The organism is Sphingopyxis sp. CR5, from assembly GCF_059693785.1.
Window position 1 is genome coordinate 21680 of sequence record NZ_JCATIE010000005.1, and the last position, 13586, is coordinate 35265.

Consider the following 13586-nt stretch of genomic DNA (forward strand, 5'->3'; position numbering starts at 1 on the left):
TTATGGGAGGGGTCCCATAAGATCGGCGCGCCCAAAGCATTCGCCCAGAAAATCGACCATCATCGCCCACGCCCGGCGCTCGGCGATGGCGTCGTAACCGAAACCCGGAAGGCCGAGCGCGTCAACTGCCCGATTGGTATAAGAATGGCCGACGCGGCCAAGGATATGCAGCTGCCAGTCGGCGTTCGCACGGTTCATTTCGTCGGTAAAACGCTTGCGGTCTTCATCGGGCACGATGGGATCCGCGTCGCCAATCATCATCAGGACGCGCGCCACAATCGGAGCATCGACGCTGCCGGCGGGGCGCAGGAACGCCGGATGAAAGCCGACGGCCGCCTTGATAGGCGCCTGAAGCCGCGCGAGTTCCGTCGCAACGACACCGCCTTGGCAAAAGCCAACAATCGCCAGATTGCTCGCATCGACACTAGGATGCTTGGCGAGGGCGTCGAGCGCAGCCCGCGCCCGCCCGGCCATCAGGCCCGGCTCCGCCATCAGGGCATTGTGCCGCGCAGTCGCCTCACTGGTCGGGAATTGCTCGCCGTACATGTCCATCGCGAGAGCGACCAGCCCGAGCTCGCTGAGCCGCTCGGCCGCTCGCTTCGCGCGCGTTTCGCGTCCCGCCGCTTCGTGACAGACCAGGACTCCCGGTGCGCGTTGCCCTGACGATCCGTCGGCGACGAGGCCGGTGAATTCTTGCCCGCCGTGATGATAGATATGCTTGCTGAACATGTTGCTACTCCCTGCCGCGGTCGGCGATGCTCTTGCCCGCTCGCCAAGATGCTGGCCCAACGCGGTTCTTCCTACGATGCGGTTCGCTGCCGGATACCCTCTTGATTCCGCCAACTAGAGGTATCGGGTTGGCGTCATTTTTCCCCATGTTGGCAGCAACACGAGTAGTGGCCCCTTGGGCAGCCTCATACTGCAGTGCGCGATCAATTGGTGTCGGAGATCGGAAGTGAGCCGAACGCAAATCGAGGCCATCGCCAGGCGCAGCGGCGTCCAGCTTCCCGACAGCGCGATGGTGGAAGGCGCGATCGAACGCGCCCAGTCGGAATCATCGCCGATGCTGGTCAACCATGTTATGCGAAGCGCGCTGTTCGCCGAGATGTTTTCGGGAATGCGCCCGCAAGCCAAGGATCGGGAGGTCATCGCCGTTTCGTCGATCCTGCATGATATCGGCCTGACCGACCAGAAGCGCCAATGCGAAGAGCGCTTCGAGGTTCGCAGCGCACACGCCGCGCGCGCCTTCGCGCTTGGTCAAGGCGTCAGTGATGCGCGTGCCTGGCTGATATGGGACACGGTGGCGCTCCATACCCACGACTTGAATCTGTACAAGCAGGATAAAGCATGGGCCGTCCAGATGGGCATATTGGCGGACGTCGTCGGGGCGGGCGCCGATCTCCTGGATGCGTCCGCGATGGAGCGAATATTGACCCTGTTCCCGCGGCTGGGATTCAAAGGGGGGTTCTATGATCTGATGTCGGCGGAAGCCAGGAGCGCGCCGCCGCCGCCATTCCACCCTACCGCGATGATCCTGCATCACGATTGCGGCAGCCTGTCGATCCCGAACGCGCGCGACCTGATCGCGCATGCGCCCTTCGACGATTGATCCTCATGCGAAGTCAGCCGGCCGGTGACGCGCTCGCGTCGTCAGGCGTCGGTTGTCCGGTAGGTTCGCTCCGGAACCCAGCGGTATTCCATATAAGCTGCGGTGGCCTTGGCGACATCGGCGCCGGCCAGTCGCGCCACCAGATGAAAAGAGCCGTCGATGCCGGCGCTGATGCCTCCGGTGGTCATGATGTGTCCGGTATCGACGAAGCGCTCGCCGCGGCGCAGCTTTGCCTTCGGAGCCATTTCGGCAACATGGTCGAACACCTGATGGTGCGTCGTGACCTCCAGGTCGTCGAGCATTCCGAGCGCCGCAAGGATCCGGGCGCCGCTGCAAACGGACATGACGACTTCGGCTTGCGCCGCCGTCTTTTCGACCCAGTCGAGCAGGTTCGGGTCGGTCATGGCGCGGCGCGTGCCCGCGCCGCCGGCGATCACCAGAATGTCGGGCGCGCTGGTTTCGGCGAAGGTCGCGTTGGGCAGGACCACCATGCCATTTACCGCGCGCAGCGGCGCCGGTGTGGACGCTACGAGCTGGACATCGAATAGCGCGTCGCCATGCAGTTCGGACGCAACCGAAAACACCTCGAAAGGGCCTGCGAAATCGAGCACTTCGGCGTCTTCGAATATGAGGATGGCGACGCGACGTTTCATGATTTCTCCGATATCGATGCTATATGGGCTTGGTATCTGCAAGGCGTCAGGCGCCGCGTTCCAGACTGTAGCCATCGAGTTCCCACCCGTGGATGCCGCCAGCCATTTTCTTGACGGGCTGGCCCAGTCCCGCCAGCCGCGCTGCGCCACGTGCCGCGCCGTTGCAGTGCGGTCCATCGCAATAGACGACGAACAGCGTATCGTCGGAATAGGCTGCCATTTTCGAACGGATGATCTTGCCGTGGGGCAGATTTAGTGCGCCGAGGACGTGGCCTGCGGCAAATTGCGTCGGCCCCCGAACGTCGAGAAGGATAAATCCGGGATCGCCCGACGCCATCGCTTCGTGGACGTCGGCGCAGTCGGTTTCGAAGGTGAATTCGCTTTCGAAATGTTCCTTGGCCACGTGCGCCGGAGCGGCGGGGATTGCGGTTACGGAATTGCTGGGCATGGTACCTCCTCTATCGCCTGAACTGCGCGGTCACATTCGGCTTTTCGATGCCGCGCGGCCATGGCTTCGGGTGCCAAGCTCGGCAAAGAATGTGCCAGGCGCCCGACCCGGCGCGGTCAGTCGCAAAAGCTGCGGATCATCGTCACATAGGCGTCGGGGAAGCCGCATACTTCGGCGCCTATTGCCAGATTCTCGACATGCGCCCGGTCGATCGCACCCGGCGACATGGCCGGCGCGATATAGCAAAGCGCTGGTCGAAGTTGATAGTCGTCGACCGCGCAGACCACCGGATAGGGATAGTAGCGTGCTGCGAGCCGCTCATAGACCTGCTCGAGTATCGGCTGCGGCACTGAGGCCAGCAGCCCGTAAACATGACTGCGCGGATCGCGGCGCAGATTGACCCACGGCTCGAAGGCGAGCGAGTAGCCGTACAATATAGCCGTGACCGGCTCTGTGAGCGTCAGGCCCACCGACTGCTGGACCTTGGGGTTGATGAGTCCGCCGTAAAAATAGACGGGAACCATAAGCTCATCCACGACGTGCCTCCTGTTTGGCGCCACCTTCGCCTTCGGGCCTCGATCGGTCCGGCTCCCGGTCGGCGCGGATGCGGTCAAGCAAGCCCACGAGACAATTGATGTCGGCGGCCGTCGTCTCGAAACTCGTAATGCAGGCGCGAAGCGCCAGCCGACCATGCAACGCGACGGTCGATATCCATGCGAGTCCTGTTTCGCAGACGCTGCGTTCGATCCGTCGGATATTGGCTTCGTCATCGTCTTCAGGAACAAAGCAAACGAGAGGGAAAGGTGTTTCATTCAGCAGGCACCAGCCTGCATCGTGCAGCCGGTTTGGCAACAACCGCGCCATTTCGACCTGTTTCCGTATCATTGCGGCGTAGCCGTCGACGCCGAGCGCCGCGAGCGCCACGAAGAGCTTGCCGCCGATAAAGCGCCGCGACCATTGCAGCGAATGGATATAGGCGTCGTGCCGCTCGATATCTGCCGACGGCATGTAAGATGTGGTGACGGCAAAGGCTTTCGAAAGCGCATGCCAGTCGCGGGAAAGATAGATACCCGCGCCCATCGGAACGGCCAGCCACTTGTGGGGGTCGATCGTGACGCTGTCGGCCCGCTCGATGCCCGGGAAATGCCGCCGCTGGTCAACGTCCAGCAGCGCGCCTCCGGCCCACGCCGCGTCGACGTGGAAATGGGCGCTCCAAGAACGCGCTTCATCGGACAGGCCTTCGAGATCGTCCACCGCGCCATGGGCGGTCGTGCCCGCCGTTCCCACGATCAGGATCGGGATATGGTCCTTGTCGGCCGCGATAGCGGCTTTCAGCGCGCTGCGCGTCATGCGCAAATCGGCACCCGCCGGGACAAGGCGTACGGCACTGGCGCCGAGGCCGGCGGCGCGTGCCAGCTTGATCCAGGCAAGGTGGGATTAGCTAGAGGCATAGACCGCGGGAAGGCCGCGCGATCTGTCGATCCCGTTCTCTGACCAGCCGGCATCAAATCGCCAAAGCGCGGCGAGAAGCGCAGTGAAATTAGCCTCGCTGCCCCGCTCGTGAAGGTTCCGGCAGCAGCCTTGTCGTCCCATATCGCCGAGCCGAACAGCGAAATGAGTCGCTTCTCAATCTCTGCCGCGGCAGGGGCATGGCCATAGACCGCAAGCTGTGGGTTGACTGCCGCGGTCAGCAGGTCGCCTGCCACCGCCGAGGTCAGCGGAGGCGGATTGAACAGCCCGAAATAGCGCGGACTGTCGTTCCGAACGGCATGACGGCCAAGAAGATCGAAAAGGTCCTCGACGATCGAAGCGACCTTAAGTGGCTTGCTGAAATCATAAGCGTCAAGGCGCCGAAACAATTCAGCGTCACTGGTGTTCCCGACCACGCGTGCATGGCTGCGGCTGTCGATATGCTCGGCCGCCGCCGCCGCCGCCGCTGTCAAAATGCTCAGGGTGCTGTCGATCGACATCTCGGTCCTCCCGGTTCAGAAATGCGCGAGAATGGCATCGGCGAAACGGTCGACGCCTCCCGGGCTGAGAGCCGTGAAAAAGCAAGGCTCGATCGCTTCGAGTTCCTGAACCGCGACGTCGCCGTCGTTCGTTTCGACAAGATCGACCGGTGCATGAAGCGGTCGTTCGGCAAGACAGGCCATCGCTGCATCGGCCACGGCCCGCTCACGGGCATCGGCTTCCCACACGTGCGGTTCCGTGAAGCCGCGCGGGACCGTCGCGAGCGTCGGGGGACGCCGGACGGCATGGCTGAACGCTCCGTTGAAATAGATCAGGGACGTCTCGCCAATCGTCTCGAACGCTCGCTGATAAGGCTGGATCATGACGTCCGCCGATGCGGTCAGTTCGTCACAGTGCTGCTTTGCTTTGGCTATGTCTGAGCGGGCGATAATATGCGTATTGTGTCCGGTTGCCGAAATCGCCGGCTTCAGCACCGCCACATCCCAACCCACCGCATTCAGCCGGGCCTCGATATCGACCGAATTACCCTTGTCGATCCATAAGGTCGCGACGGTCGCAACCTCGGCATCTGCGAGATCGCGCAGGTACCGCTTGTGAAAGTTCCACCCGATCAGCGAAGACGAATTGCGCAAGCTCGACGACCGCTGCGCGACCCATTCGAGAAAGCGCGTCGTTTGAAGGTGCGAATCCCAGGTCGAATGGACGACAACAAGGTCGAACGCCTCCCAGCGTACCGAAGGATCGGACCATATGACTGGCGACGCTTTGACGCCGCGTTCCTCGAGCTTGGCCAGAACGTCGCGATCATAGGGGCCAAGCGAAGGAAAATCTGCACAGGTAGCGATCGCGACATGTTTCATTTTTCAGGGATCCTGTGTCGGTTGAGATCGCCCACGATGTAACAGCGGCGGCGTCCGAGCGTTGGATGATTGGTGCCAATTTCGTCCATGATCCCGACAGGGTGGCCTCCCGGTGGACTTACGGCGCAGTTTTGGCAGGAAATTCGACCTGTTCGTCAGCGCCGCGGATTATCGACCCCGCTCCTTCGGCATAGCCCTACGACAGCCATGAAGGAGAGAAGACCGTGATAGTGCGACGTTGGACGGGTGCGGTTCTGAGCGAACACGCCGAGGAGTATCTGGCATTGATGCGCGACGTCGCCATCCCTGACTATCGTGCGATCAGCGGCAACTGCGGAGCATTCTGCCTCCATGCGGAGCGCGGGAACATCGTCGAAATAACGATGCTGACTTTCTGGACCGGCATGGCCGCCATCCACGCCTTTGCCGGAACCAACCCGACGATCGCGAAATATTATGAATTCGATCCTGCGTTTCTGCTTTGGCAGGAGCCGGAGGTCGAGCACACCGAGGTGGCGGGCGCGGCATGCGATCCGGATTTTGGCAACCTCGCTCGAGCCGCTTAGCGCGCCTCGGTTCCTCGGCGCACTCGCCGCCACCAAGTTTCTCCCAAATGCCGACATCAGCCCGCGACAAGAGGATTCGCTCGTGATCAAAAGCAAATGCGTTGTCAGATATGGCCGGACCTTTATGCGCCCCATGCTCCCTTCCTGACAATGGGTTTGCGAATAGGCTGGTGCGCTAACGATCGCCCAAGCCAAAAAATTTGGCCTGCTTCATTGCCGTCTTTCGGGGAGGGGCGTATGATACCCACTACATCGGAGCAGTCAGAAGAACCGCTGTCTCCACTTACGGTGAACTCGGTGGCCAATGGTGCCCGGCAGCTTGTAACCGCGGCGATGCCTACGGCGGCTTTTGGAATGGCCTTCGGTGCGGCGGCGGCAGAGACCGGCTTCGGGCCGGTCGAATCTACACTCATCAGCGTTTTGGTGTTCGCCGGCGCAGCGCAATTTGCGTTTCTTGAGTTTGGGCAAACGGCGTCGCCTCTGGGGGCAATTATCTTGACGACCTTGGCAATAAACGCGCGCCATATCGCTTTGGGCGCAACATTGTTCCAGCCTCTTCAGCGATTGAGAAGCGGTACGCGCTCGTTGGTTCTGTTTTTCCTCTCAGATTCCAATTGGGCAATGGCAAGCAGGATCCCGAAAGCGATGCGCGTGCCCCAGCTATAATTCTGGGAGGGGGCGTGCTTTTGTGGGGCGCATGGGTTTTAGGAACGTTTCTAGGTTCGGCGGGCGGAAATTCGCTGGGAAATTTTCATCAATTCGGGTTGGATGTTTTGATGCCAGCATTTTTCTCCTGCTTGCTGGTCGGCGCGACAAAGCATTTAGCAGAACTTATCCGTGTGCTGGGAGCCGGGTCGGGCGCTTTGGCGTTGGCGCTTGTTTTGCCAACCCATTGGGCGCTGATTGTCCCTGCGGTCGTGCCAAGTCTCATCAGAACAAAATGAACTCTGCATCCTTCTATGCGATTTTGGCCGTGGCGATGGTCACTTACCTGACCCGGGCAGCGGGGCCAATCCTGATGGCCAGCGTGCCAGTGTCGCCAAGGCTGGGCGGCGTTCTGAATGCCTTGTCGACGTCGCTAATGGCGGCGATCGTGTTCACCTCAGCTTTTGAAGGGGATTGGCCGCTGGTTCTAGGAGTGGGCGTGGCGGCTACGGTGATGGCCGTATTCCGGCGGCCAGGATGGGCAATGCTCGCGGCAGTTTTGGCGACGGCAGGCGCACGCCAGCTGGTTTTAATGGCTTCTTAGACCCCGTCTCCCGACAATAGTGGCCTGACCGCAATCGGCCAATGGCGGCGATAAGGCTTTAGCCGCTAACGCGGCGCTGGCGCCGAACGATGTGATCGACGACCGGCCCCGCGGTGAAGCCATGAACGACGGTCGACAACAGGATCGTCAGGGCGATCGTTGCCCATAATTGCCCTTCGTTGACCAGCTCGAGATGGCTGGTCGCATAAGCCAGATAGTAGACCGACCCGATCCCGCGCACGCCATAGAAAGCGACGACGAGCCGGTCTTGCGACGGCAGGTCGGTGCCGGCCATGCTGAGCCACCCGGCGAGCGGGCGCACGATGAACAGCAGGCCGATCGCGATGCCCGCATGTGCCCAGTCGAGCTCACCGAACAGCAGCGGAAAGGTGCCGCCGATCAGGATCAGCAGCAGCGCGGTGAGCGCGAGCTCGATCGCTTCGTTGAAACTGTGGAGCTTGCCGTGGAATTCATGGCTGGCCTCGAACCGGCGCAGCACGATCCCGGCGACAAAGCAGGCGATGAAGCCATAGCCTTCGACCAGTTCGGTTGCGCCATAGCAGAGCAGCACCCCGGCGATCGCGAGAACGCCCGAGGCCGTGTCGGCCAAGACATTGCCGCGCGGGATGACGAACAGGATGCGAGCGAGCAGCCATCCGATCACCACGCCGCCAATACAGCCGACCAAGATGCGATAGACGACGTCGAGCAACAGCCACTCGCACAGCATCGCGGCCGAAAAGCCCGTGGTGCCAACGAGCAGGCCGAGATAGACGAACGGAAAAGCCAGCCCGTCGTTGAGCCCTGCTTCGGTGGTGAGCGCAAAGCGCACCGGCTGCTCCTCGCCTTCGGTCGGCGGCCCGACCTGGACTTCGCCGGCGAGCACGGGGTCGGTCGGCGCCAGCACTGCGCCGAGCAGGATCGCGCCCGCCAGCGTCATTCCGGCAAAGGCCAGGCCCATGAACGCCACCGCGGCGATCGTCAGTGGCATCGCAATCGCCAGCAGCCGGATTGTCGGGCGCCAGCGGCGATAGTTCGACAGGTCGTCGATGCGGATACCCGTTCCGAACAACGCGACGATCACCGCCAGCTCGCTGGCCAGCTCCCAGAATTTTGGCGTCGCGCGCGGATCAAGCCCTTTGGCGACATCGGGCAATATCCAGTAGATCGCGATCCCGAACAGGATGAGCAGTGCCGAGGCCGCCGGTTCGCGCCCCGACAGGAAGCGCGGCAGCCAAAAGGCCGCGATGATCCCGGCGCCGATCAGCGCCATACCGACATGATAACTACTCAATGCAAAGAAGGGTTGATCGTTCATCAGGCCTGCTGAGGGCGAATTTCAAATCCCGTCACATGGGGGTCACCCGACAGGCTCGCGGCCAGTTGCTCGGCGCCGCTTTCGCTGTAGCCGTCGGCGATGGCGCCATATTCGACGACATCGTCGTTCATCGACTGGTCGATGGTGATGGATCGGAGCTTGTGGTCGGCGAGCAGCGTGGCGAAGTCGCCCAGCGCGATGGCCTTTGACCGGCGATAGCGGACCTTTAGATGCACGATGCGTTGCTGCGGTGCGCGCCGGTCGGTGATCGTGACGGCGGCCAGCACCAGCACCGTCGCGGTCGCCGCAAAGATTGCCAGCTCGTAAAAGCCGATACCGAACAATATGCCCAGCGTCGCGGTCATCCACAGTGAAGCGGCGGTGGTTAGCCCGCGGACGTTGAACCCTTCGCGAAAGATCACCCCGCCGCACAGAAAGCCAATGCCGGTCAAAATACCATGCGCCATGCGCACCGGATCGATGCGGACGACCTCGACCGGGGCGTCGTTGAGCCACGCCATCTGATGCACCGCCGACAGCATCAACAGACAGCAGGACAGGCCCACCAGGATATGCGTGCGCAGCCCAGCGGGGCTGGCCCGATATTCGCGTTCGGCGCCGATAATGGCGCTGGCGATGATTGCGCCGATGATCGGCCAGAACAGGTCAGGGTCGAGCAGTTCCAACTATTTGGTCCTGGTGATGGAGCAGATGAGGCAGCGAATACAGAATGCGGCGCAGCGGCACGGTGATGGCGTTGTCACAAATTTGCAACGCGCGCTGGCCGCGGCGGTTGCAAAGCGCGGCACGGCGGCAATCCATCCCGGCATCATTGGCGCGCGATAATCTTCGCGGCCTAACATGGATCAAGACGATTTCGCGCCGGAGAAGGTGCGTTTGCGATACGATGCGGCGAAGGCCGACCTGTGGCGGGCGACCGCGGAAGCGTTGCGGACGCTTCATACGATCAATTGCCACGGGACAAGAATTTGCAGGACGTTTCTCGCGCCGCGCGGCATCTGCTCCGACTTTGGGGCGCCTACATCGGTGAGGATTGGATCCCGACAGGGCTACCAGGCGAGCAAGGCTCCCCCTGCGTAATGCATAAGTGAGGCGCGCGGATGCCAACGGCCGCTTTACTGGACAAGATGTCCAATAACGGTCAGTCTGCAAACGGCCATCGCAGGCCAACCAGATTGTAACTGGTTCTGACGATTCACGCCGATATTCGGGCCCACTTAGCAGGAGGGCGCCGGGGAGCTATGCAGTCGCAGCGACGCGGCTAACGTTGACACTTTGCACGGTGACTCCCGGTGCTTTCCACAGTTCGGGCGAACTTGCCTGTCGGGCTTGTTCCTCTTCTTCAAACAAGATCAGGCCCAAACCTTCTCCAGCGGATGGGTCGAGCCAGTAGCCGCCGATGAAGCCATCGGCTTGCTTAACTCTCGGCAATAGTTCGTCGCTAAACGCAGCGGCAGCGCGCGGAGCGAGTTCCGCTTCAAAAGAGAGACGCATTACTGCAGCGTACATTCAAAAATCTCCCATCTCGTTGCAGATCTTACCAATCATTTGCGAGCATCGCAAACCACCGAAAACGCACGCTCGCTAGTTGGCCGATGAGAAACTGTTCAGCGCTGGTCGCTACACTCCGGCCAAGGCGAAGACGGATCCGCCCTGCAAAAACCTTGAAATCCTTACAGGGCGTACAAAGCGCCGTGGGATGATAATATCGTTCCGGCCGGTGCAAGTGATCGACAGACAAAAGGCCGAAGCTTTCGGATGCACTGCGGGATCCTGACGAATGTCAGCTATCTTGAATCCACGCTCGAAAGCAGCCTGACCGCGATCGGCCAGAGTCAGCGGTTGCCTTGACTAAGGAGAGTTGCAGCCCTCGACTGCCTGAATGGGTTAGAAAGGGGATCGCGAGCACTTTTGGAGTTCATGCATCGCCGCCGCCGTGAGATGCCCTTCTTCAGTCTCCTCCGTCGGTCAACCGCGCGAACGAAGGAACCGCGATAACCTGGTCCGCGTTTCGGTCACGCAAAACAGGAGCCAGTTTCATGACCCGCGATCCGAAAAACACCGATGCCCCCGAGACGGTAAATCGTGAGCAAGACGACGAAGACACGCAGGCTCAATCTGTCGCCGAGGCAGCGCGCAAGGAGCGTCCCCTCGCAGACAGCTCCAAGGCGAAAACTGGCGATGAAACCGGCGATGCCCAGGACGTCGTTGATCATATGCGTCAGATGGAGCGTTCGGGCAAAGTCGACATGGACGCTTACCGCGGGGAGCGCAGCGATGACGATGAGCCGGGCCAGCTAGGCGCGGGCGGCGACGAAGACGAGGGGCCGCGCGGCGCGAAATGATATATCGCGTCCGCGGACGGCATTGGCGCGATCTGCCGGGTGCCGTTGAACATTGATCGCCACACCGGCGACGGAGGCGGACTTGTCGGCGGAACCTGTTAAGCGTTGGCCCCGCCGTCCTGGATCGCTGAGACGGCGGGGTTGAGCCGCCACTAACTGCCCATCGGTAAATGATCGATAAATGTCTCGATTTGATTGCAGTTCGTCTTGAATAACGGCCATATGCTTGCACGGCCCTGATCAAGTTTGATCGGGGCAGATGCTTAAGTAGATTACCCGATTTCGGCCTCGAACTCGCCAGGTTACTTCAAAGCCGTCTGCGGAAGAGCTGTACCGCTTCCCACCGCGAAAGCGGTGCGTTTCGAGGAACAGCGATGATGCTGCGGACACGGCTTGCGGCGTCCCCGGGAGCATCTGCTCGGCTCGAGCAGAGGGACCAAGGGGACGTCGCAGGATTCGTGTCCATTCGTGGCCCGCAGCGGCGCTGCGCGCGCGTCAGCGCCTGTAATGCGATATATATGAAAGCGTCGCGCTTGGAAGGATGTCAGGCGGTGGGTCAAAGCGCATAGTTGGCGGTCGATACGCTTCTCAATACCTGGCTGGGCCGGTGCCCCATTCACTTCACCGAGAAATCGAAAATGCGCGCGTTGGCAGCGCCGCCCGCGGCCGCGCCTGGCAGCGAATAAAGGAAGCCATATTCGCCAGGCGCCAAAGGGTCGCCGGCCTTGACCTTGTAGACCCCGGGTCGAACCAGCTCATATTCGATCGCGATGCGATCCTTGTCCATCACGCCCATCTTCGCCCCGCCAATGTTCATACTGCCGACGCGCGCCTCGCGGCGGTCCTTCTTCATGTTCAGACGAACGAGGTTGAAGTCGGCGGGCGAGCTCGCGAGAAATGCCGATCCCATGAAGGAACTGGCAGTCGCGCCCTTCTGGGATTCGTCGAAGAAGAAATAGAAAAAGGGCTTGCTGGTCGACACGACGCGCGCTGCGGCATTCGGGATCGACACCTTGACGCTCGCCGAGGCGATGCCGCCGGTGAGCGCATAACCCCAGATGCCGCCGGTCTTGACCTGGCTGGAACTGGTCGGCTCTATCCGCTCCATCCGCCCTTCCTCGACGGTTCCGTGCAGAAGGTAGACGCCCGGCGGGTGCGGCACATTGGGATCGGACGAGTCTACCGATAGCTCGGCTGCGGGGTCGGCTTTGCCCGAGCGTACCATCGCCGCGATAACATTGCTCGATACGCCCTTCTTCTTGAGTTCGATCATCTGCTCGGTGGTGAGATCGAAGCTGGCTGCCTCGGCCTCGATCTTCGCGATAATGGCGGCATCGCCGAGTTGCATCTCGGTCAGCGCAACGATGTCGTTGATCGTCAAGTCCTCGGCAGCAGCGGCCGCCGGGCAGCAGGCAATCGCCATCGCCGCAGCAATCTTAAAGTAGCTTGTCATGGTTCCCCCAAATCATTCACAACCAATGCCGTCGTTGTCGCGGTCGAGGTGCTGGCCATAGCCGGGATCACCGCGGCGCACCGGGGCCGCGCCCGCGGCACGCGCTGCGGTACAGTTGGAATATGCTCTCGATGGACCGGTAAGGCGCTGCGGCCGTTCGGCGCGCGGCGCCGAGCTGCTCGGCGCGCGGTGACAATGCCGCTCGCCATTCCTGCGATCGTTATGACAGCCGTCCGCCGCAAGTCCGCCGCCATGGGCAGCCGCGACGGCAGGCCATGTCAAAGCAGCCAACGCTGCAGCAATCTGGAAATAATGCATAGCCCCGCCCCCGCCGGGAAGATGCCTCGTAATGGAACGGATGTCGAATCCTGTATTCGCATTCGCCGATATTGTTTTGTTCGATTTTGGGATGGCAGTAGATCATCTTGAAACTATGCTGCGGCCGTTAGGGAGGCATCATGCGCAAGTATCGCGGGTGGCCGGGAAACCAATCGAAGCGCCCCTCACGGCGGCAGAGGCCCCGTCGCAAGCCTCCCCTATTTGTCCTGTTTCTGCTGGTCTTCGCCGGAACCGTTGCCGTCACCCAAGGCTATCTGTCGGGTTGGTTCGATGGAGTATCTGGAAAACCGCTATCCTTTGCCAGCGCCGCAACCGCCGAAACTTCCGAACCGAGCGAGCCCTCGACGCGGCTGAGCTTTTCATTTTGCCACACGGGCGGCGGCTTTAACTGCGTCGTGGATGGCGACACGATCTGGCTCGAGGGAATGAAGATCCGGATTGCCGACATCGATGCGCCCGAGACCCATGACTATCGGTGCCAAGCCGAAAAGGACCTGGGAGACCGGGCTACGGTGCGCCTGCGTGAAATTCTCCAGGGCGGGAATATTGCGTTACGATCCATTGAACGGGATGCCGACCAATATGGCCGCAAGCTGCGTATCGTCATGGTCGATGGTCAAAGCGTCGGGGAGGCCCTCGTCGCTGAAGGGCTCGCGCGCTGGTATGCGGGCGGTCGCAGACCTTGGTGCTGAACTAGGTTTGAAACGTCAGCTTTGGCGCGTGCCTCGCCTGGACCGTCTTCTGTCGGCCTCAA

General features: G+C 61.4%; 19 protein-coding genes. 7 read left to right on the plus strand and 12 right to left on the minus strand.

Features of this window, described 5'->3' with window-relative positions; genetic code table 11:
• Complete coding sequence (locus AC58D2_RS08785) at window positions 1–729, minus strand: dienelactone hydrolase family protein (protein WP_497389375.1); 729 nt, start codon at window positions 727–729, stop codon at window positions 1–3.
• 226 nt (window positions 730–955) lie between these two features.
• Between AC58D2_RS08785 and AC58D2_RS08790 the strand changes: the two genes are divergently transcribed.
• Window positions 956–1609 (plus strand): HD domain-containing protein, encoded by a 654-nt coding sequence (locus AC58D2_RS08790; RefSeq protein WP_497389377.1) that lies wholly within the window; start codon window positions 956–958, stop codon window positions 1607–1609.
• 41 nt (window positions 1610–1650) lie between these two features.
• Here the strand turns inward: AC58D2_RS08790 and AC58D2_RS08795 are convergent, their stop codons facing one another.
• The 6 genes from AC58D2_RS08795 to AC58D2_RS08820 form a co-directional block, all read right to left on the minus strand.
• Window positions 1651–2412: a DJ-1/PfpI family protein gene (locus AC58D2_RS08795; RefSeq protein WP_497389379.1), complete on the minus strand. Its 762-nt coding sequence runs from the start codon at window positions 2410–2412 to the stop codon at window positions 1651–1653.
• Window positions 2309–2710 (minus strand): rhodanese-like domain-containing protein, encoded by a 402-nt coding sequence (locus AC58D2_RS08800; RefSeq protein ID WP_497389381.1) that lies wholly within the window; start codon window positions 2708–2710, stop codon window positions 2309–2311. Before AC58D2_RS08800 ends, AC58D2_RS08795 begins: the two co-directional genes overlap by 104 nt.
• A gap of 116 nt (window positions 2711–2826) precedes the next feature.
• Window positions 2827–3246 carry a gamma-glutamylcyclotransferase family protein gene (locus AC58D2_RS08805; protein ID WP_497389383.1) on the minus strand — a complete coding sequence of 140 codons (420 nt, stop codon included), beginning with the start codon at window positions 3244–3246 and terminating at the stop codon, window positions 2827–2829.
• Window positions 3239–4132, minus strand: a complete 894-nt coding sequence (locus AC58D2_RS08810; RefSeq protein WP_497389953.1) for a pyridoxal phosphate-dependent decarboxylase family protein — start codon at window positions 4130–4132, stop codon at window positions 3239–3241. The genes AC58D2_RS08805 and AC58D2_RS08810 overlap by 8 nt, the downstream gene beginning before the upstream one ends.
• Window positions 4057–4680, minus strand: coding sequence for a hypothetical protein (locus tag AC58D2_RS08815; RefSeq protein ID WP_497389385.1), 624 nt, complete (start codon window positions 4678–4680; stop codon window positions 4057–4059). Before AC58D2_RS08815 ends, AC58D2_RS08810 begins: the two co-directional genes overlap by 76 nt.
• A gap of 15 nt (window positions 4681–4695) precedes the next feature.
• On the minus strand, window positions 4696–5541 hold the full coding sequence (locus AC58D2_RS08820; protein WP_497389387.1) for an ATP-grasp domain-containing protein: 846 nt from the start codon (window positions 5539–5541) through the stop codon (window positions 4696–4698).
• A gap of 287 nt (window positions 5542–5828) precedes the next feature.
• Here AC58D2_RS08820 and AC58D2_RS08825 point away from each other — a divergent pair, with 287 nt between their 5' ends.
• The 4 genes from AC58D2_RS08825 (at window position 5829) to AC58D2_RS08840 (ending at window position 7356) form a co-directional block, all read left to right on the plus strand.
• A complete protein-coding gene (locus AC58D2_RS08825; protein ID WP_497389389.1) occupies window positions 5829–6107 on the plus strand; it encodes a hypothetical protein in 279 nt (92 codons plus the stop codon).
• Between the two features lie 237 nt (window positions 6108–6344).
• Window positions 6345–6773: an AzlC family ABC transporter permease gene (locus tag AC58D2_RS08830; protein ID WP_497389391.1), complete on the plus strand. Its 429-nt coding sequence runs from the start codon at window positions 6345–6347 to the stop codon at window positions 6771–6773.
• 14 nt (window positions 6774–6787) lie between these two features.
• Entirely contained in the window at window positions 6788–7051 is a 264-nt protein-coding gene (locus tag AC58D2_RS08835) for an ABC transporter permease family protein (RefSeq protein ID WP_497389393.1), read from the plus strand.
• Entirely contained in the window at window positions 7048–7356 is a 309-nt protein-coding gene (locus tag AC58D2_RS08840) for an AzlD family protein (RefSeq protein ID WP_497389395.1), read from the plus strand. Before AC58D2_RS08835 ends, AC58D2_RS08840 begins: the two co-directional genes overlap by 4 nt.
• Before the next feature lie 58 nt (window positions 7357–7414).
• Here AC58D2_RS08840 and AC58D2_RS08845 read toward each other — a convergent pair whose 3' ends face one another.
• The 3 genes from AC58D2_RS08845 to AC58D2_RS08855 all read right to left on the minus strand — a co-directional run bounded on the left by AC58D2_RS08845 (window position 7415) and on the right by AC58D2_RS08855 (window position 10204).
• The gene (locus tag AC58D2_RS08845; RefSeq protein ID WP_497389397.1) at window positions 7415–8674 is read right to left on the minus strand and encodes a cation:proton antiporter; all 1260 of its coding nucleotides are present in this window, start codon (window positions 8672–8674) and stop codon (window positions 7415–7417) included.
• Window positions 8674–9360 (minus strand): MgtC/SapB family protein, encoded by a 687-nt coding sequence (locus AC58D2_RS08850; protein WP_497389399.1) that lies wholly within the window; start codon window positions 9358–9360, stop codon window positions 8674–8676. The genes AC58D2_RS08845 and AC58D2_RS08850 overlap by 1 nt, the downstream gene beginning before the upstream one ends.
• A gap of 574 nt (window positions 9361–9934) precedes the next feature.
• Window positions 9935–10204 carry a hypothetical protein gene (locus tag AC58D2_RS08855; protein WP_497389401.1) on the minus strand — a complete coding sequence of 90 codons (270 nt, stop codon included), beginning with the start codon at window positions 10202–10204 and terminating at the stop codon, window positions 9935–9937.
• A gap of 530 nt (window positions 10205–10734) precedes the next feature.
• On the opposite strand from AC58D2_RS08855, the gene AC58D2_RS08860 reads away from it, so the two are divergent.
• Window positions 10735–11040 carry a hypothetical protein gene (locus AC58D2_RS08860; protein ID WP_497389403.1) on the plus strand — a complete coding sequence of 102 codons (306 nt, stop codon included), beginning with the start codon at window positions 10735–10737 and terminating at the stop codon, window positions 11038–11040.
• A gap of 616 nt (window positions 11041–11656) precedes the next feature.
• On the opposite strand, the gene AC58D2_RS08865 is transcribed toward AC58D2_RS08860, so the two are convergent.
• Window positions 11657–12493: a hypothetical protein gene (locus AC58D2_RS08865; RefSeq protein ID WP_497389405.1), complete on the minus strand. Its 837-nt coding sequence runs from the start codon at window positions 12491–12493 to the stop codon at window positions 11657–11659.
• 12 nt (window positions 12494–12505) lie between these two features.
• Window positions 12506–12811, minus strand: a complete 306-nt coding sequence (locus AC58D2_RS08870; RefSeq protein ID WP_497389407.1) for an excalibur calcium-binding domain-containing protein — start codon at window positions 12809–12811, stop codon at window positions 12506–12508.
• Window positions 12812–12951: 140 nt separating this feature from the next.
• On the opposite strand from AC58D2_RS08870, the gene AC58D2_RS08875 reads away from it, so the two are divergent.
• Window positions 12952–13524 carry a thermonuclease family protein gene (locus AC58D2_RS08875; RefSeq protein WP_497389409.1) on the plus strand — a complete coding sequence of 191 codons (573 nt, stop codon included), beginning with the start codon at window positions 12952–12954 and terminating at the stop codon, window positions 13522–13524.
• Window positions 13525–13586 lie beyond the last annotated feature (62 nt).